This window comes from Streptomyces sp. NPDC055254 (assembly GCF_053606025.1).
Map to the genome: position 1 here is coordinate 116,539 of NZ_JBSGQV010000018.1, position 18,261 is coordinate 134,799.

Sequence of the window (18,261 nt, forward strand, 5' to 3'; positions counted from 1 at the left end):
CACCGAAGTCTGTCAGGCCGCCCGGCCGGGGTCAGGCGGGGACGGACGCGGAACGGGCCGGGGAGCAGGTGCGCATGGGCATCTCGGTCAGGCCGGGGAAGTAGACGTGAAGGCTGACGGCGCCTTCGAGGGTGTCGTTGAGGACCTCGTGGCCGTAGCCGGGGGCGAGGACGCGCTGGGCGCCGGCGCCGAGGCGGAGCGGGCCCCGGGCGGTGTGCTCGGTGAGCTCGCCCTCCAGGACGGTCAGGACGCCGGAGGAGGCGCCGTGGCTGTGCGGGCCGCTGCCCTGGCCGGGGACCCAGCTGAGCAGCCAGACCTCGTAGCCGGGGCCGGTGCGCAGCCGGTGGTACCAGCGGGTGGTGGCGTCGTACCGGACGAGGTGCTCCCAGGAGGCGCGGTCCTCGGCGATGGAGCGGGCGAGGCCGACGAACTCGGCGACGGTGGCCGGGTGTTCCCGGGCGGGCTGGAGGAGGTGCTGGACGGCGAGGATGTCGCCGGCGATCTGGAGGTCGCTCTCGCCGCCGGCAGGGGCGGGGGCGGTGGCGCCGTTCGTGGGGTTCTTCACGGTGGTGCTGTTCATCGTGGGGGTACCTCGACGGGTGTCAGTCGTGCTGGCGGTTGCTGTGGGGGGCCGGAGCTCAAGGGAGCCGAGGCTCCGCGGGCATCAACAGCTGCAACAGCAACAGCGAACCCGGGCAGCGCACAGGACCCCACGCATGGGGGTCCGATCGGTGGCTGCGGGTGCTGACATGCGAACCAGGAGACCGGGTGGAGGGCCGGACTGTCAACCCAATGTCTGGTTTGGGCTAAAAGTTTCACCTCATCCGGTTAGCGTGCGGGGAGAAAGGTTTGTGCAGTCCGTCCCAGGGGATGTGGCGCTGTGCCGAGCCCAAACCTGATGCGTCAGGTCGTGATCGGAATGTGATCTGCGCCGCTTCCGTGGCCGAATCGCAACCCCGTCCGAAATTGGTACGTCGATTCCGGGTGAAGCGGGGCATGAGCGGGTCGTCACGTGGCGCCGCGAGGCATCTGTGGCATGTGTCACGATTTTTGGCGATTTGAACACTTTCTGCTTAGGCTTGGTTCCGCAGAGTGAATAAGGGGCCCAATAGCAGACCTCGGCTTGACTGGCCCGGAGCCACGCACTTGTAATTTCACTCGTGTCGTTACGTAGCGATCAGCGACGACAACACCACGGGGACGCACAGACAGAGCGAGGGGCGCACATGACCGAGCTGTTTCAGGAACTGCTGGTCGAGGAGGCGGACGAGGAGCTCGGATGGCAGGAGCGCGCTCTGTGCGCCCAGACCGACCCCGAATCCTTCTTTCCGGAGAAGGGCGGCTCCACCCGGGAGGCCAAGAAGGTCTGCCTCGCCTGCGAAGTCCGCTCCGAATGCCTTGAGTACGCCCTCGCCAACGACGAGCGATTCGGCATCTGGGGCGGTCTCTCCGAGCGCGAGCGCCGCCGGCTGAAAAAGGCAGCGGTCTGAGTCGGCCCGAGCACTTCCGGCCGCGCACCTACCGCACATCGCACGACATATCGAACCGCACCGCCCGTACGGCACCACGCACACCACACGGTCCGCCTCCTGCCCCTTCCCCGCAGGAGGCGGACCGCTGCTTTGCCAGCCGTTAGTCTGGGCCGCCTGTCCAGCAGCCTCCGAGGGCACACCACCCCCGGACCCCCGGCCGGAGGGCCCGTACCGCGATGTCCCTGCACAGCCAGTCGGCGGCCTCCCACCAGGCCCCCGCCACACCCGAGTTCCCCCGGCACGTCGTCACCGCGGTCCTCGTCGCCCACGACGGCGCCCGCTGGCTGCCCCGGACCCTCGCCGGCCTCCTCGGCCAGGAACGCCCCGCCCAGAACCACGTCGCCGCCGACACCGGCAGCGCCGACGACTCCGCGCGGCTGCTCACCGAGGCCTTCGGCGACGACCGCGTCCTGCACCTCGCCCGGCGCACCGGATTCGGCACCGCCGTCGACGAGGCCTCCCGCACCGCGGGCACCCTCACCCCCGAGGACCTGCCGTACCTCAAGCGCCCCAGCGGCTGGGACCCCGTCAGCCGCACCTGGCGCGACGACACCTACGACCTCCCCGAGCTCCCCCACGGCGAACCCGTCCAGTGGCTCTGGCTCCTCCACGACGACAGCGCCCCCGAGGCCGACGCGCTCGCCGAACTCCTGCGCGTCGCCGACGAGAACCCGGACGCCGCCGTCATCGGCCCCAAACTGCGCGGCTGGTACGACAAGAAGCAGCTCCTCGAAGCCGGCGTCACCATCGCCCGCAGCGGCCGCCGCTGGACCGGCCTCGACCGCCGCGAACAGGACCAGGGCCAGCACGACCAGGTCCGCCCCGTCCTGTCCGTCTCCACCGCCGGCATGCTGGTGCGCCGCGACGTCTACGACGCCCTCGGGGGCTTCGACCGCCGCCTGCCCCTCATGCGCGACGACGTCGACCTGTGCTGGCGCGCCCAGAGCGCCGGGCACAGCGTCCTCGTCGCCCCCGACGCCGTCATGCGCCACGCCGAGGCCGCCGCCCGCGAGCGCCGCACCGTCGACTGCGCCGGCCGCACCACCGCCGGCCCGCACCGCGTGGACAAGGCCGGCGCCGTCTACACGATCCTCGCCAACAGCTCCGCCCGCGCCCTGCCCTACGTCCTGCTGCGGGTCCTGCTCGGCACCGTGCTGCGCACCCTGGCCTACCTCGTCGGCAAGGCACCCGGCCAAGCCGTCGACGAGTTCACCGGCCTCCTGGCCACCCTGCTGCGCCCCGGCCGGATCCTCGCCGCCCGCAAGGCCCGCCGCCGCCCCGCCGTCCCCGCCGACGAACTGCGCCCGCTCTTCCCGCCGCCGGGCGCCTCACTGCGGGCCAACGCCGAGCAGCTCGCCGGATACTTCGGCGGCGACCGCGACCGCGACAGCTCCGCCGCCGGCCGGCACGGCGGCGCCAGCATCCTCACCGCCCCCGGCGAGGAGGGCGAGTACCTGCAAACCGAGCGCTTCGCCCGCCTCAAGCGGATCGCCCGCAACCCGGCCCCCGTCCTCTTCGGCCTGCTCCTGCTCGTCTCCCTCGCCGCCTGCCGCGCCCTGATCGGCGGCGGCTCCCTGATGGGCGGAGCCCTGCTGCCCGCCCCCGACAGCGGCCCCGACCTCTGGCGCGCCTACACCGACGGCTGGCACGCCCTCTCCACCGGTTCCACCGCAGACGCACCCCCCTACCTGGCCGTCCTCGGCGCCTTCTCCACCCTGCTGCTCGGCTCCACCCAGGCCGCCCTGACCCTGCTGCTCGTCGGCTCCGTCCCGCTCGCCGGACTCGCCGCGTACTTCGCCTCCCGGCCGCTCGTCACCTCCCGCCTGCTGCGCGCCTGGGCCGCCGTCGCCTACGCCTTCCTGCCCGCCGTCACCGGCGCCCTCGCCGCCGGCCGCCTCGGCACCGCCGTCCTGGCCGTGCTGCTGCCGCTCATCGCCCGCTCCGCCGTCGCCGCCTTCGCCCTCAGCGACGGCCGCGACGCCCCCGAGAAGCCCGGTGGCCGGCGCGCGGTGTGGACGTACACCCTCCTGCTGGCCCTCGCGACGGCCTTCACCCCCGTCGTCTGGCCGCTCGCCGCCGTCCTGGGCACCGGCGCGCTCGTCCTGCGCCGCGCGCACTGGAAGACGTACGGACTGCGGCTGCTCGCCACCCTCGCCGTCCCGCTCCTCGTGCTCGCCCCCTGGTCGCTCGGCCTGCTCCTGCACCCCGGCCGGTTCCTGCGCGAGGCCGGACTGCCCTACGGAACCGGCTCCGCCGGCGCCCTCGACCTGCTCGGCGTCAACCCCGGCGGCCCCGGCACCGGCAGCGGCCTTCTCCTCCTCGGCATCGTCCTGGCCGCCCTGGCCGCCCTGCTCCGCACCGACCGGCGGTTCGCCGTCCGCACCGCCTGGGCCGCCGCCCTCGTCGGGCTGACCCTCGCCGTCCTGCTCAACCGCGACGGCTGGGCCGGCCCCGCCACCCTCTGCTACGGGCTCGCCCTGCTGGCGGCCGCCGTGCTCGGCGCCGACGGCGCCAAGCACCGCGTCGCCGCCCGCAGCTTCGGCTGGCGCCAGCCCCTGGCCGCCCTCATCGCCCTCGCGGCCGCCGCGGGCCCGCTGCTCGGCGCGGCCGGCTGGCTGTTCGCAGGCGCCGACGGGCCGCTGGAGCGCCGGGACCCGGTCCAGGTCCCGGCCTTCGTCGCCGACGCCGGCCGCGACGACAACCAGTTCCGCACCCTGATCCTCGACATCGACGGTCCCGGCACCGTCTCCTACAGCCTCGTCCGCGGCTCCGGCGGCAGCCTCGGCGACGCCGACATCGCCGCCCGCACCGGCAGCGACGCACGGCTCGACAAGGTCGTCTCCAACCTGGTCGCCGGCTCCGGCGCCGACCAGTCCAGCCAGCTCGGCGCCTTCGCCGTCGGCTTCGTCATGTTCCGCCCCGGCGGTCCCGAGGACATCCGCCGCGTCCTCGACGCCACCCCCGGCCTGACCCGGCGCCACCAGCCGGACGGAACCGCCCTGTGGGGCGTCGAACCCTGGCTGCCCCGGGCCGTCATCGTCCCGGCCACGCAGGGGGAGGCGCCGATCCCCGTCGCCTCCGGCCCCGTCGAGGCCCACTCCGAGGTCCCGGCCGGGGAGGCAGGCCGCGTCCTGCGCATCGCCGACCGCGCCGACGCCGGCTGGCAGGCCACCCTCGACGGCAAGCCCTTGAAGCCCAAGACCGTGGACGGCTGGGCGCAGGGCTTCGAACTGCCCGCCGCCGGCGGCCGCCTCGACCTCGTCCACGAGACCTCCCTCCTGCGCGGCGCCTGGCTCTGGGTGCAGGGCCTGCTCGCCCTGGTCCTGCTCGTGATGGCGCTGCCCGGCCGGCGCGTCGAGCTCGACGACGACCTGCCCGAGGAGGCCGCGGCCATCCCGGCCCAGGACGGCCCGGGCGAGCCCGGCGAGGGCCGCCGCGCCCGCCGGCTGCGCGCCGAGGCGGAGCCCGCCGCGGTGGAGACCGCCGCCGTCGCCGACCCGTACGCGCAGATCCCGGCGCAGCGGCCCTACGGGGACGACGCCTACGCCTACCAGCCGTACGCGGACCAGGGCGGCTACGAGCAGGGCGGCTACGCCTACGAGCAGCAGTCGCAGCAGCCGTACGTCCCGGAGCCGCACTACGACCCGTACCCGCAGCAGGGCGGCCCCGGCTACGACCCCGCGTATCCGCAGCAGCAGCCCCACGACCCCCACCAGCAGCAGTACCCGTACCCGTACGAGCCGTACGACCCCCACGCACCGCACGACCCGCGTCCCGACGGGAGCCCCCAGCAGTGAAGCAGCGCGCACCCCTGACGCTGGCGGCCGTGACGGCGGCCCTCGCCGCCCTCACCGGCATCGCCGCCCTCACCACGCCGGCGGCCGGCGGGAACGCGGCCGACGCCAAGGCGGCCGCGGCGGCCCGGATGCCGGTCGAGCGGTCCCTGCTGGTGTGCCCGGCGCCCAGCTCCTCCGACATCGCGGACACCACCTACACCTCTTTCACCCCGGCCGCGGCCGGGACCGGCGCCGGGGCGCCCGCCGACGGGGCCAAGGGCGCCGCCCGCCTGCTCGGCGCGACCCAGGAGGCCAAGCCCGTACTGGAGCCCAAGGAGCCCGGCAAGCCCGCCGCGGCCACCGCGAGCGGCGCCGACGCCCCCGCGCTCACCGGCAGCGCCGAAGGGGCCATGGCCCCCGGCTGGACCGTGCAGCAGACCACCAAGGTCTCCGTCGGGCGGGCCCGGGGCCTGCTCGGCGTCGGCTGCACCGCACCCGGCACCGACTTCTGGTTCCCCGCCGTGAGCACGGGCAAGGGACGCGAGGACTCCGTGCACCTGACCAACCTCGACGAAGAGGCGGCGGTCGTCGACATCAAGCTCTTCGGACCGGACGGGCTCGCCAAGCCCGCCGCGGGCACCGGCGAGAACATCCGGGTGGACCCCCGCTCCACCAAGGCCGTCCTGCTGTCGTCACTCGTTCCGGGGACCCAGCTCGCGGACGTCACCGCCCACGTGACCACCCGTGCGGGCCGCGTCGGGGCCTCCGTGCAGGTCGCCGAGGAAGGGGTGGGCGCGGACTGGCTGCCGGCCGCCACCGACCCGGCGGGCTCGCTCGTCCTGCCCGGCATCCCGGCGGACGCCACCTCGGTCCGGCTCGTGGCCTTCGTCCCCGGCGACGAGGACGCGGACCTCACGCTCCGGCTGGCGGCGCCGAACGGCGCCATCAATCCGGCCGGGAACGAGCAGCTGCACGTCAAGGCCGGTATGACGGCCGCCGTGGACCTCGGGGACCTGACCCGGGGCGAGCCCGGCTCGCTGCTGCTGACCCCCGCCGACCCGAAGAAGGCCGCCCCGGTGGTCGCGGCGGTACGCGTGGTGCGCGGCAGCGGGGCCAAGCAGGAGCTGGGCTTCGTACCGGCCGCCGGACCGGTCGGCCCCCGCGCCGGCGTGGCCGGCAACCGCACCGAAGAGAACGCCACCGTGCTGTCGCTGACGGTGCCCGGCGGAGCGGACGCCAAGGTCAAGGTGACGGCCTCGCCCGGCACCGAGGGCGGCGAGGCGGCCACCCAGGAGGTGACGGTCAAGGCGGGCACCACCCAGGCGGTGTCCCTGGCCCCGGCGGGCGGAAAGGGCACCTACGCCCTCACCGTCGAGACCCTCTCCGGCGGCCCCGTGCACGCGGCGCGCACGCTGACCCTCCCGCACGACGGCATCACGATGTTCACCGTCCAGGCCCTGACGGACGACCACTCCACGGTGTCCGTCCCCCGGGCCGCGCAGGACCTCTCGGTCCTGACCGGATAACGGGCGGCGGACGGTACGGCCGGGACGGCTCAGTCCTGGCCGTACCGGGGGTCGACCGTCTCCGGCGAGAGCCCCAGCAGCTCCGCGACCTGCTCCACCACGATCTCGTGCACCAGCAGGGCCTTCTCGTCCCGCGTCTTGGTACGGATCTCCACCGGCCGCCGGAAGACCACGATCCGGGCCGGCCGCCCTTCGCGGGGCTCGTACAGGGCGCCCAGCGGCACCGCCTCGTCGTTCCAGCCGCCGTCCGGGCCGCCCGGCGGACCGGGGACGTCACCGATCAGGAACTCCACCTCGGCCAGCTGCGGGAACCGCCGCTCCAGCCGCTCGACGGAATCCCGCACGAGGTCCCCGAACAGCTCCGACCGGCTCGCCGACAGCGGCACCTGCGGCGGGGCCACCGGGCCGCGCATCCCGCGTCCGTGCCGGTCACGCCGGCGCGGGCGTGGTTCGGCGGGGGCGCCGGCGGGAGTTCCGGCGGGCGGCTCGGCGGGTCGGGGAGGCAGGGGGCTGTCCGTCACCCCCGCAGGGTAGCCCTCAGCACGAGCGCCCACCGGGCCGCGAGCGGATGTCGCGCCGGGCGCGATCCGGGCGCGATCCGGGCGCGGTCCGGCGGCGTTTCCCTACGCACGCCCGCCCCCGCCACCCACCGGTGACCACGACACGGGGGAGTGAGGGGCGGGAGAGTCGTCGCGGCCCGGTCAAGAGTGCGGTACCGTCCAACGTCGTGAGCCTTGTACGTCGTTGTTCGCGCACCGCGTGCGGCCGCCCTGCCGTCGCGACACTGACGTACGTCTACGCCGATTCGACCGCAGTTCTCGGCCCGCTCGCCACCTACGCCGAACCACACTGCTACGACCTGTGCGCCGAGCACTCGGAGCGCCTGACCGCCCCGCGCGGCTGGGAGGTGGTCCGGTTGTCCGACGGCTCCGCGCCGTCCCGCCCGAGCGGCGACGACCTCGAAGCCCTCGCCAACGCCGTCCGCGAAGCCGCCCGGCCGCCCGAGCGCGCCGCCGGGGCGGGGGGATCCGGTCAAGGTGGGCCGGGCACCGGCGAAACGCGGCGCGGACACCTGCGCGTCTTGCGGTCGCCCGATTCCTGACACCCGGACGGTCCGAAAAGCGGTTCCCCGTTCAGGGTAGGTTTGCCGGACCGCACAGGACCTTCAGGAGGGCAGGCAGTGGCCGCAGATCTTTCGAACATCGTCAAGGCGTACGACGTACGGGGCGTCGTACCGGACGAGTGGGACGAGTCCCTGGCCGGACTGTTCGGCGCAGCCTTCGTCGAGGTCACCGGCGCCACGGCGATCGTCGTCGGCCACGACATGCGCCCCTCCTCGCCGGGCCTGTCCGCCGCCTTCGCGCGCGGCGCGGCCGCCCGCGGCGTGGACGTGACCCTCATCGGTCTGTGCTCCACCGACCAGCTCTACTACGCCTCCGGGTCCCTGAACCTGCCCGGCGCGATGTTCACCGCCTCGCACAACCCGGCCCAGTACAACGGCATCAAGCTGTGCCGCGCGGGCGCCGCCCCCGTCGGCCAGGACACCGGCCTCTCGCAGGTCCGCGAGCTCGTGGAGCGGTGGATCGACGAGGGCGCCCCGGCCGTCCCCGCCGGCACCGCCGCGGGCACGATCACCGAGCAGGACACCCTCGCCGGCTACGCCGCCCACCTCAAGGGCCTGGTCGACCTGACCTCCGTCCGGCCGCTCAAGGTCGTCGTCGACGCGGGCAACGGCATGGGCGGCCACACCGTCCCCACCGTCTTCGACGGCCTCCCGCTGGACCTCGTCCCCATGTACTTCGAGCTGGACGGGACCTTCCCCAACCACGAGGCCAACCCCCTCGACCCGAAGAACATCGTCGACCTCCAGGCCCGTGTGCTCTCCGAGGGCGCCGACCTCGGCATCGCCTTCGACGGCGACGCCGACCGCTGCTTCATCGTCGACGAGCGCGGCGAGGGCGTCTCCCCGTCCGCGATCACGGCCCTGGTCGCGGCCCGCGAGCTGGCCCGCAACGGCGGCTCCGGCACCGTGATCCACAACCTGATCACCTCCTGGTCCGTCCCGGAGGTCGTCAAGGAGCACGGCGGCACCCCGGTCCGCACCCGCGTCGGCCACTCCTTCATCAAGGAGGAGATGGCCAGGACCGGCGCCATCTTCGGCGGCGAGCACTCCGCGCACTACTACTTCAAGGACTTCTGGAACGCGGACACCGGCATGCTCGCCGCGCTCCACGTCCTCGCGGCGCTCGGCGGCCAGGACGGCCCGCTCTCCGGGCTGGTCTCCTCCTACGACCGCTACGCGGGCTCCGGCGAGATCAACTCCACCGTCGCCGACCAGGCGGCCCGCCTCGCCGCCGTCAAGGAGACCTACGGCGCCCGCGAGGGCGTCGAGCTCGACGAGCTGGACGGCCTGACCGCGACCGCCGCCGACTGGTGGTTCAACGTCCGCGCCTCCAACACGGAGCCGCTGCTGCGCCTGAACGTCGAGGCCCGCGACGCCGCCACCCTCGCCGAGGTCCGCGACGAGGTCCTCTCCCTCATCCGCGCCTGACCCCTCCCGGAGGCACCGCCCCGGCGCGGTGCCTCCCCCGGCGACTCCCGCCCCGGCGCGCGGCTCCGGGCAACTCCGGCCCGCCCGGCCGCAACCCCGGCCCCGCCGGCCGCCCGGCTCCGGGCAACCCCAGCCCCGCCGCCGTTCGAGGCGCGGGTCCGGGCGGAGCCCGGTGCCCGGCGGAGCCGGGGTCCCCGGGGCGGAGCCCCGGACGACTCGGGGCCCCACCGCAGGTGACTCGGCGGTACGCTGACCACGCCCCACCCGCACCCCCGAAGGGAACCCGCCCCATGCCGCTCGAAGCCGGTCTGCTGGAGATCCTCGCCTGCCCCGCCTGCCACGCTCCCCTCCAGGACGAGTCGGCCGACGAGACGACCCCCGAGCTGCTCTGCACCGGCCAGGACTGCGGACTCGCCTACCCGGTCCGCGACGGCATCCCGGTGCTCCTCGTCGACGAGGCCCGCCGCCCGGCCTGATCGCCGCCCCGCGCCCGCCGCAAGGCGTGCCGCACCGCGTGCCGCGCCCCGCGCCGCCCCCCAGGACGCGCAGACTGGTTCCGCCACACAACAGCCGGAGGCCGCCATGCTCGACGAGTCGCTCCTCGACGCACCGGACGATCTCGCCCGCGCCGACCGCCGCGGCCTGCTCCGCGGCGCCGCCGAGGCCGGAGCCCGGGTCCGCACCGCGGCCCGGCACGCGACCGAGGCGGGCCTCGCCGACCTGCGCCCCGACGGGCGGCCCCGAGCCGTACTGATCGCCGGCCCCGGCACCGCCGCGACCGGCGTCGCCGACCTGCTGGGCGCCCTCGCCGGAGCCTCCGCACCCGTCATCCGACTGCAGCCCACCGGCGTCGCCCACGCGGCCGGCGCCCTGCGCTGGGTGCTGCCCGGCTGGGTCGGCCCCGTCGACCTGCTGCTCCTCGCCACCACCGACGGCACCGAACCCGCGCTCGCGGTCCTCGCCGAGCAGGCCTACCGGCGCGGCTGCACCGTCGTCGCCGTGGCCCCCGAGCGCTCACCGCTGAGCGAGGCCGTGGACGGCGCGCACGGGCTCCTCGTACCGATGGCCAAGGCCCCGTACCAGGAGTACGACGAGTCCGCCGCGGCCGGCCCCGGCGCCCTGTGGGCCCTGCTGACGCCGCTGCTGGTGCTCCTCGACCGGGTCGGCCTGATCACCGCCGCCCCCGCCACGCTCCAGCTCGTCGCCGACCGGCTCGACCGCACCGCGGAGCGCTGCGGGCCCGCCGTCGCCACGTACTCCAACCCGGCCAAGACCCTCGCCTCCGAACTCGCCGACTCCGTCCCGCTGATCTGGAGCGAAGGCACCGGAGCCGGCCCCGCCGCCCGCCGCTTCGCCGCCACCCTCGCCGAGCTCGCCGGCCGTCCCGCACTGGCCGCCGCGCTGCCCGAGGCGCTCCCCGCCCACGGCGTCCTGCTCGCCGGCTCCTTCGCCGCCGGCGCCGACCCCGAGGACTTCTTCCGCGACCGGGTCGAAGAGCCCCAGGCACTCCGCGCCCGCATCGTCCTGCTGCGTGACCGGCCGGCCGGCGGCCTCACCGCCGCCACGGCCGCCCGCGAACTCGCCCTGAGCCACGACACGGCCGTCAGCGAGCTCGAACCGGATGAGGGCAGCGAGTTGGAACAGCTCGCCGAGCTCCTCGCCGTCACGGACTTCGCCACCGCCTACCTGGCGCTGGCTTCCGGGGGACACAGCTGAGGCGTACGCGCGCCCCGCTCTATCCAGGAAGACGACGATGGACCGCCTCACCAACACGATCCGCCCCTACGCCTGGGGATCCACCACCGCCATCCCCACCCTCCTCGGCGTCGCACCGACCGGCGAGCCCCAGGCGGAACTGTGGATGGGCGCCCACCCCGGCGCGCCCTCGCGCATCGACCGGGGCAGCGGACCGCGCGCCCTCTCGGACGTCATCGCCGCCGACCCCGAGGGCGAACTCGGCGCCGCCGCCGTCGCCAGGTTCGGTCCCCGGCTGCCCTTCCTGCTGAAGGTCCTCGCCGCCGGCGCCCCGCTCTCCCTCCAGGTCCACCCCGACCTGACCCAGGCCCGGGAGGGCTACGAGGACGAGGAGCGGCGCGGGGTCCCCGCCGACGCGGGACACCGCAACTACAAGGACGCCAACCACAAGCCGGAGATGATCTGCGCGCTCACCGCCTTCGACGGGCTGTGCGGCTTCCGCGCCCCCCACGAGGCCGCGGCGCTGCTCGAAGGCCTGGGCGTCGACTCCCTCAAGCCGTACGCCGACCTGCTGCGCGCCCACCCCGAGGACGCCGCGCTGCGCGAGGTGCTGACCGCCGTGCTGACGGCGGACCGCGAGCGGACGGCCCGTACCGTGACCGAGGCCGCGGCCGCCGCCGAGCGCCTCGGCGGCCCGTACGCGCCCTACACCTCGCTGGTGCACCACTACCCGGGCGACCCGGGCGTCATCGCGGCCATGCTGCTCAACCACGTCCGACTCCAGCCGGGTGAGGCGATGTTCCTCGGCGCCGGCGTCCCGCACGCCTACATCCAGGGCCTCGGCGTCGAACTGCAGGCCAATTCCGACAACGTGCTGCGCGCCGGACTCACCCCCAAGCACGTGGATGTGCCGGAGCTGCTGAAGATCGTCAGCTTCGCGTCGGGCGATCCGCGGATCCTGCGCCCCGAGGGCGACGGCGAGGAGGTCTACGAGACCCCCATCGACGAGTTCCGGCTCTCCCGCTTCCTCCTCGCACCGGGCGGGGCGGCCCGCGCCCTGCCCGGGCGGACCCCGCAGATCCTGCTGTGCACGGCGGGGGAGTGCACGGCGCGTTCGGACCGCTCCGGCGAACTGACCCTGATCCCGGGCGAGTCGCTCTTCGTACCGGCGGGCGAAAAGGTCGAACTGTGCGGAAACGGTACCGTCTTCCGGGCCACCGTTCTGGTGTGACGTGGCGTCCGCACGGGCAACTGCAACAATGTGCCGCCGATAGACCAGTGCCTCTAGGAAGGACATCCTGCACCCATGAGCGCGTCGGGCGGTACCAAGGCGATCGTGGCGGCACTCGCCGCGAACCTCGCCATCGCTGTAGCCAAATTCGTGGCGTACCTCTTCAGCGGCTCCTCGTCGATGCTCGCGGAAAGCGTCCACTCGCTGGCGGATTCCGGGAACCAGGGGCTGCTGCTCCTCGGCGGCAAGAAGGCCAAGCGCGAGGCGACGCCCCAACACCCCTTCGGGTACGGGCGCGAGCGCTACATCTACGCGTTCCTCGTCTCCATCGTGCTCTTCACCGTCGGTGGCATGTTCGCCATCTACGAGGGCTACGAGAAGATCCACGACCCGCACGAGATCACGCACTGGTACTGGCCGGTCGGCGTGCTGGTCTTCGCGATCATCGCCGAGTCCTTCTCCTTCCGCACCGCGATCAAGGAGTCGAACGCGATCCGGGGCAACCAGACCTGGGGCCAGTTCATCAAGCGGGCCAAGGCCCCCGAACTCCCCGTCGTCCTCCTGGAGGACCTCGGCGCGCTCGTCGGCCTGGTCCTGGCGCTCGGCGGCGTCGGCCTCGCCCTGCTCACCGGCGACGGCGTCTGGGACGGCATCGGCACCCTGTGCATCGGCGTCCTGCTGATCGTCATCGCCGTCGTGCTGGCCGCGGAGACCAAGTCGCTGCTGCTCGGCGAGGCCGCGGGCACCGAAGAGGTCGAGAAGATCAAGGCCGCGGTCGTCGACGGGGACGTCGTCACCGGCATCATCCACATGCGGACCCTGCACCTCGGCCCCGAGGAGCTGCTGGTCGCCGCCAAGATCGCGGTCCGGGGCAACGACACCGCGACGCAGGTCGCGGAGGCGATCAACGCCGCCGAGGCCCGCATCCGCGGGGCCGTGCCGATCGCTCGGGTGATCTACCTGGAGCCGGACATCTACAACGCCGACGCGGCCTCCGCCGGCACCAACCCGGGCAAGTCCTCCGACGGCCCGGCCCACTGACCCGGTCGGTCCCGCACCCGTACGAAGGCCCCCGCCGCCGCCCGGCCGCGGGGGCCTCCGTACGCCCGCGCGGTTTCGATCCCTCGGCGTCCTCCCCCGGGCGCAAGGTGCCGCACAGTCCGAAAAATCCCTGATCATTCCCGCCGGAGGACCCCACATCCGTGAACGACTTGTCCCCCGTCCACTGGGGCTCGCTCCCCCGATCGGTGTAGATTCGTCATCAGTGTCAGGCGTCGCTGCTGATGGCGGTCGGGCGGTCCTCGTGACCGGCCGAGGGGAGAGAGGGCCCCCGACGGACTGTGCTCAGTGCGCGGCCCGCCGCGTACGGCTCAGCCGTACCCACTCTCTCGAACCATGAGGAGCAGCACCCATGGACTTCAAGGTCGCAGACCTTTCCCTCGCCGCCTTCGGCCGCAAGGAGATCACCCTGGCCGAGCACGAGATGCCGGGTCTGATGTCGATCCGCGCCGAGTACGCGGCCGCCCAGCCCCTGGCCGGCGCCCGCATCACCGGCTCGCTGCACATGACCGTGCAGACCGCCGTCCTGATCGAGACCCTCGTCGCCCTCGGCGCCGACGTCCGCTGGGCGTCCTGCAACATCTTCTCCACCCAGGACCACGCCGCCGCCGCCATCGCGGTCGGCCCGAACGGCACCCCGGAGAACCCGCAGGGCGTGCCCGTCTTCGCCTGGAAGGGCGAGACGCTGGAAGAGTACTGGTGGTGCACGGAGCAGGCTCTGACCTGGCCGAACACTCCCACCGGCGGCCCGAACATGATCCTCGACGACGGTGGTGACGCCACCCTCCTCGTCCACAAGGGCGTCGAGTTCGAGAAGGCCGGCTCGGCTCCGGACCCGTCCACCGCGGACTCCGAGGAGTACGCGTACATCCTCACCCTGCTGGGCCGCACCCTTGGTGAGACCCCGCAGAAGTGGACGCAGCTCGCGTCCGAGATCCGCGGCGTGACCGAGGAGACCACCACCGGTGTCCACCGCCTCTACGAGATGATGGCCGAGGGCAGCCTGCTCTTCCCGGCGATCAACGTGAACGACGCCGTCACGAAGTCGAAGTTCGACAACAAGTACGGCTGCCGCCACTCCCTGATCGACGGCATCAACCGCGCCACCGACGTCCTCATCGGCGGCAAGGTCGCGGTCGTCTGCGGCTACGGCGACGTCGGCAAGGGCTGCGCCGAGTCCCTCCGCGGCCAGGGCGCGCGCGTCATCGTCACCGAGATCGACCCGATCTGCGCCCTCCAGGCGGCCATGGACGGCTACCAGGTCGCCACGCTGCAGGACGTCGTCGAGACCGCCGACATCTTCATCACGACCACCGGCAACAAGGACATCATCATGGCCGCCGACATGGCCAAGATGAAGCACCAGGCCATCGTCGGCAACATCGGCCACTTCGACAACGAGATCGACATGGCCGGCCTCGCCAAGATCGACGGCATCGTCAAGGACGAGGTCAAGCCCCAGGTCCACACCTGGAAGTTCCCCGACGGCAAGGTCCTGATCGTCCTCTCCGAGGGCCGCCTGCTGAACCTCGGCAACGCGACCGGTCACCCGTCCTTCGTCATGTCGAACTCCTTCGCGGACCAGACCCTGGCCCAGATCGAGCTCTTCACGAAGCCGTCCGAGTACCCGACCGACGTCTACGTGCTCCCCAAGCACCTCGACGAGAAGGTCGCCCGCCTCCACCTCGACGCCCTCGGCGTCAGGCTCACCACCCTGCGCCCCGAGCAGGCGGACTACATCGGCGTCAAGATCGAGGGCCCGTACAAGCCGGACCACTACCGCTACTGAGCCGTCGGCTCCGTCCGCTGCGTCCGCGGATCCGCACCACGTGAGGCAGGCCCCCGGCACACCCGCCGGGGGCCTGCCCCGTCCGTACGCCCGACCCCCTGATCCCGCTCCAGGAAGTACGCCATGCCGCGCGGCCGCTACTCGCTCCACGACCCGCACGACCGCACCCCGCTGGGGGAGGAGCACTTCCACTGCGCGCCCGGCCCGTCCGGCTGGCGCTACGTCTCCCAGCTCACCGCCCCGAACGGCGACCACCGGGGGTCCGTCGACCTGGCCGTCGACGAACTCGGCCGCCCCATCCGCCTCGAAGTGAACGCGTCGAGCTGGCAGGTGCGCGGCGCGGCCATCGACGGGGTCACCTGGGTCCGCACCGACCCCACCGGCACCGAGGCCACCGAGGGCAACATCCGGGCCCCCGGCTTCACCGGCACCTCGCCCGCCTTCCTCGTCGCCACGACCCGGCTGCTGCGCCTGACCCCCGGGGCCCCCGCCACCCGCGTCAGGCTGCTGGCCCTCACCGACCCGGTCCTGGCGCCCCGTACGGTCGACCAGGCCTGGGCCCTGGAAGCACGCGCGGAGCACCCCACGGACAGCGGCCCGCTCCTGGTGGACGAGTACCGGGTCACCGCCCTGGACACCGGAGAGGTCCACACGATCCACATCGCCGGGGACGTGGTCCTCTCGGCCCCGGGCATCGAACTGGAACACCTGGAGACCCCGCCCTCGTCCTTCCAGGACTGAGGGCGGGAGCACCGAAGGGCTAAGCGGGCGGCGCGAACCCGCCCGCACGCGGAGCCTGCACCGGTGCCGCGGGCGCCACCGGCGCGGGCGCCGCGACCGGGGCCGCGTACGGGGCGGGCCCGACCGGCCCGGACACGGCGCCGTGCACGGGCACCGGGGCGGGCACCGGCACGGGGGCGTACCCCGCACCGCCGAAGGCACGCGCGGCGTCGCGCGACTGCCGCTCGTGCACGACGGCCATCAGGAAGGCCGCCGCGGGCACCCCCGCCGGAGCCGGCGCACCCGTCCGCGCCACCACGTCGTCCGCGAGCCTCGCCGCCATCGCGGCGCCGACCTGCGGATCCAGCTGCTCCATGCGCGTCAGGTACTGCCGGATCGCCAGCCACAGCCCGTCCGGCACCGCCGACAGGTCCAGCCCGCCGAACCGCCCGGCCAGCCACGGCGGCGGCGCCGGCACCGGCACGACCCGCGCACCCGGAACCCGTTCCCGGACCACCAGCGCTCCCGCGAAGACATCGCCGAGCCGCCGCCCCCGCGCCGAGATCAGCGAGGCGATGCAGGCCACGGACCCGAAGGTCATCAGCAGCTCCACGACCCCCATGGCCCCCCGCACCAACGCGTGCCGGAACCGCACCGGCCCGCCGTCGTCCCGCACCACCCGCAGCCCGCAGGCGAGCTTGCCGAGCGAGCGCCCGTGCGTGAGCGTCTCGACCGCGATCGGCACGCCGACCAGCACCAGCAAGAAGTTCGCCACCGCCACCGCCGCCTGTGCGGCGTCGTCCATCGAGGACGTGGCGACGGTCAGACCGATCGTGGTGATCACGTACGTCGTGACGTACACGACCAGGTCGAGGACGATCGCCAACGCCCGGCTCGGCAGCCGCGCGGGCCGCAATCCCAGGACAACCGCGTCCCCCGTCACCAGATCGCTCACCGCAGCACCTTTCACGTGACCTGCCCCGCCCCTGTGGCATCCAGTCTGCCAAGCTGACCACATTAGGAGTACGCAGGGGACCTGGGGCAGGGGAGCGGCAACCGGATGGATCTCGACGTCTTCGTGACGGCACACCGCGCGGAATGGGACCGCCTGGAGCAGCTCCTGGGCCGGGGCCGCAAGCTCACCGGCGCGGAGGCCGACGAACTCGTCGCGCTCTACCAGCGCACCGCCACCCATCTCTCGCTCGTCCAGTCCAGCGCTCCCGACCCGATGCTCACCGGCCGGCTCACGCAGCTCGTCGCCCGCGCCCGCGCCACGGTGACCGGCACCCGCCGCGCCGGCTGGCGCGACGCGGCCCGCTTCTTCACGGCCGGCTTCCCGGCCGCCGTCTACCGCAGCCGGCGCTGGTGGATACCCACCGCCCTGCTCTCCACCGCACTCGGTGTGCTCATCGGCTGGTGGATCGCCACGCACCCCGAGGTCCAGGGCGCCATCGCGGCCCCGGAGGAGCTGAAGGCACTCACGCAGCCCGGCGGCGAGTACGAGACGTACTACTCCAGCCACCCGGCGGCGTCCTTCGCCGCCCAGGTCTGGACGAACAACGCCCAAGCGGCCGCGATCTGCCTGGTACTGGGTGCGTTCCTGGGCATCCCCGTGCTCTGGATCCTCTTCCTGAACATGGCCAACCTCGGCGTCGGCATCGGTCTCATGGCTTCCGCCGGCCGGTTGGACGTGTTCCTCGGCCTGATCCTTCCGCACGGCCTGCTCGAACTCACGGCGGTCTTCGTCGCCGCCGGCACCGGCCTGCGCCTGGGCTGGACGGTCATCGACCCGGGCCACCGCACCCGCCGCACGGCCCTCGCGGAACAGGGCCGCGCGGCCCTCGGCATGGCCATCGGACTCGCGCTGGTCCTGTTCATCTCGGGCCTCATCGAGGGTTTCGTGACCCCGTCCGGCCTCCCCACCTGGGCCCGCATCACCATCGGCGTCGCGGCCGAGGCGGCCTTCCTGCTCTACGTCTTCGTCCCGGGCCGTCGCGCCTCCCGCGCAGGTGAGGCGGGCGATGTGGAAGCCGCAGACCAGACGGCGACACTGCCCACCGCGGCCTGATGTGCGTACGCGGCCGTGGAGCTGCTAGTCTCCTCGTCTGTCCCGCAAACGCCGTTGACACGGAGCGCGTGGGGAGGTAGATTTGAACGGTTGCCTCGAACTGGACAAGTTCGGCAGCGATGGTTTAACATCTTCACTCGCCCCCAAAGGAATTGAATTCCCGTGGGGCACAGCCTTCTCTTCATTCAGGAATCCGAAGCCGGGAAATCCGGTGGAAAAGTTCTGATAGAGTCGGACTCGCCGGAAAGGGAAACGCGAAAGCGGAAACCTGGAAAGCGAAACCCGTTTCGACCGGGAATCGGACACGAAAGAGT

The 18,261-nt window shown here is 73.4% G+C and carries 15 protein-coding genes; 12 read left to right on the plus strand and 3 right to left on the minus strand.

Going from position 1 to position 18,261, the window contains the following annotated elements; translation table 11 throughout:
• Window positions 1-31 precede the first annotated feature (31 nt).
• Window positions 32-580 carry a cysteine dioxygenase gene (locus ACWFQ8_RS19250; protein WP_453787440.1) on the minus strand — a complete coding sequence of 183 codons (549 nt, stop codon included), beginning with the start codon at window positions 578-580 and terminating at the stop codon, window positions 32-34.
• Between the two features lie 646 nt (window positions 581-1,226).
• Here ACWFQ8_RS19250 and ACWFQ8_RS19255 point away from each other — a divergent pair.
• From ACWFQ8_RS19255 to ACWFQ8_RS19265, 3 genes are all read left to right on the plus strand, one after another.
• Window positions 1,227-1,490, plus strand: coding sequence for a WhiB family transcriptional regulator (locus ACWFQ8_RS19255; RefSeq protein ID WP_003983763.1), 264 nt, complete (start codon window positions 1,227-1,229; stop codon window positions 1,488-1,490).
• A 218-nt stretch (window positions 1,491-1,708) separates the two neighbouring features.
• Window positions 1,709-5,329 (plus strand): glycosyltransferase, encoded by a 3,621-nt coding sequence (locus tag ACWFQ8_RS19260; protein ID WP_453787441.1) that lies wholly within the window; start codon window positions 1,709-1,711, stop codon window positions 5,327-5,329.
• Window positions 5,326-6,834, plus strand: coding sequence for a DUF5719 family protein (locus ACWFQ8_RS19265; RefSeq protein ID WP_453787442.1), 1,509 nt, complete (start codon window positions 5,326-5,328; stop codon window positions 6,832-6,834). Before ACWFQ8_RS19260 ends, ACWFQ8_RS19265 begins: the two co-directional genes overlap by 4 nt.
• 29 nt (window positions 6,835-6,863) lie before the next feature.
• Here ACWFQ8_RS19265 and ACWFQ8_RS19270 read toward each other — a convergent pair whose 3' ends face one another.
• Entirely contained in the window at window positions 6,864-7,355 is a 492-nt protein-coding gene (locus ACWFQ8_RS19270; protein WP_453787443.1) for a metallopeptidase family protein, read from the minus strand.
• Between the two features lie 131 nt (window positions 7,356-7,486).
• Between ACWFQ8_RS19270 and ACWFQ8_RS19275 the strand changes: the two genes are divergently transcribed.
• The 8 genes from ACWFQ8_RS19275 (at window position 7,487) to ACWFQ8_RS19310 (ending at window position 15,900) form a co-directional block, all read left to right on the plus strand.
• Window positions 7,487-7,936 (plus strand): DUF3499 domain-containing protein, encoded by a 450-nt coding sequence (locus tag ACWFQ8_RS19275; RefSeq protein WP_453787444.1) that lies wholly within the window; start codon window positions 7,487-7,489, stop codon window positions 7,934-7,936.
• Between the two features lie 78 nt (window positions 7,937-8,014).
• Window positions 8,015-9,385 (plus strand): phosphomannomutase/phosphoglucomutase, encoded by a 1,371-nt coding sequence (locus ACWFQ8_RS19280; RefSeq protein ID WP_453787445.1) that lies wholly within the window; start codon window positions 8,015-8,017, stop codon window positions 9,383-9,385.
• Window positions 9,386-9,675: 290 nt separating this feature from the next.
• Window positions 9,676-9,861: a Trm112 family protein gene (locus tag ACWFQ8_RS19285; RefSeq protein ID WP_388946262.1), complete on the plus strand. Its 186-nt coding sequence runs from the start codon at window positions 9,676-9,678 to the stop codon at window positions 9,859-9,861.
• A gap of 106 nt (window positions 9,862-9,967) precedes the next feature.
• Window positions 9,968-11,101, plus strand: a complete 1,134-nt coding sequence (locus ACWFQ8_RS19290) for an SIS domain-containing protein (RefSeq protein ID WP_453787446.1) — start codon at window positions 9,968-9,970, stop codon at window positions 11,099-11,101.
• A 37-nt stretch (window positions 11,102-11,138) separates the two neighbouring features.
• Complete coding sequence (gene manA / locus ACWFQ8_RS19295) at window positions 11,139-12,311, plus strand: mannose-6-phosphate isomerase, class I (RefSeq protein WP_453787447.1); 1,173 nt, start codon at window positions 11,139-11,141, stop codon at window positions 12,309-12,311.
• Window positions 12,312-12,386: 75 nt separating this feature from the next.
• Window positions 12,387-13,352 carry a cation diffusion facilitator family transporter gene (locus tag ACWFQ8_RS19300; RefSeq protein WP_453787448.1) on the plus strand — a complete coding sequence of 322 codons (966 nt, stop codon included), beginning with the start codon at window positions 12,387-12,389 and terminating at the stop codon, window positions 13,350-13,352.
• A gap of 370 nt (window positions 13,353-13,722) precedes the next feature.
• Window positions 13,723-15,159: an adenosylhomocysteinase gene (gene ahcY / locus ACWFQ8_RS19305; RefSeq protein ID WP_453787449.1), complete on the plus strand. Its 1,437-nt coding sequence runs from the start codon at window positions 13,723-13,725 to the stop codon at window positions 15,157-15,159.
• A 123-nt stretch (window positions 15,160-15,282) separates the two neighbouring features.
• Entirely contained in the window at window positions 15,283-15,900 is a 618-nt protein-coding gene (locus ACWFQ8_RS19310; protein WP_453787450.1) for a hypothetical protein, read from the plus strand.
• A gap of 19 nt (window positions 15,901-15,919) precedes the next feature.
• Here ACWFQ8_RS19310 and ACWFQ8_RS19315 read toward each other — a convergent pair whose 3' ends face one another.
• Complete coding sequence (locus ACWFQ8_RS19315) at window positions 15,920-16,834, minus strand: RDD family protein (RefSeq protein WP_453787451.1); 915 nt, start codon at window positions 16,832-16,834, stop codon at window positions 15,920-15,922.
• Between the two features lie 105 nt (window positions 16,835-16,939).
• Here ACWFQ8_RS19315 and ACWFQ8_RS19320 point away from each other — a divergent pair, with 105 nt between their 5' ends.
• Complete coding sequence (locus ACWFQ8_RS19320; RefSeq protein ID WP_453787452.1) at window positions 16,940-17,947, plus strand: stage II sporulation protein M; 1,008 nt, start codon at window positions 16,940-16,942, stop codon at window positions 17,945-17,947.
• Window positions 17,948-18,261 lie beyond the last annotated feature (314 nt).

What these genes read in the sequence shown, in the direction of transcription:
- ACWFQ8_RS19250 (WP_453787440.1), bottom strand. Translation starts at nt 580, where the DNA reads ATGAACAGCACCACCGTGAAGAACCCCACGAACGGCGCCACCGCCCCC.
- ACWFQ8_RS19255 (WP_003983763.1), top strand. Translation starts at nt 1,227, where the DNA reads ATGACCGAGCTGTTTCAGGAACTGCTGGTCGAGGAGGCGGACGAGGAG.
- ACWFQ8_RS19260 (WP_453787441.1), top strand. Translation starts at nt 1,709, where the DNA reads ATGTCCCTGCACAGCCAGTCGGCGGCCTCCCACCAGGCCCCCGCCACA.
- ACWFQ8_RS19285 (WP_388946262.1), top strand. Translation starts at nt 9,676, where the DNA reads ATGCCGCTCGAAGCCGGTCTGCTGGAGATCCTCGCCTGCCCCGCCTGC.
- ACWFQ8_RS19290 (WP_453787446.1), top strand. Translation starts at nt 9,968, where the DNA reads ATGCTCGACGAGTCGCTCCTCGACGCACCGGACGATCTCGCCCGCGCC.
- manA (WP_453787447.1), top strand. Translation starts at nt 11,139, where the DNA reads ATGGACCGCCTCACCAACACGATCCGCCCCTACGCCTGGGGATCCACC.
- ACWFQ8_RS19300 (WP_453787448.1), top strand. Translation starts at nt 12,387, where the DNA reads ATGAGCGCGTCGGGCGGTACCAAGGCGATCGTGGCGGCACTCGCCGCG.
- ahcY (WP_453787449.1), top strand. Translation starts at nt 13,723, where the DNA reads ATGGACTTCAAGGTCGCAGACCTTTCCCTCGCCGCCTTCGGCCGCAAG.
- ACWFQ8_RS19310 (WP_453787450.1), top strand. Translation starts at nt 15,283, where the DNA reads ATGCCGCGCGGCCGCTACTCGCTCCACGACCCGCACGACCGCACCCCG.
- ACWFQ8_RS19320 (WP_453787452.1), top strand. Translation starts at nt 16,940, where the DNA reads ATGGATCTCGACGTCTTCGTGACGGCACACCGCGCGGAATGGGACCGC.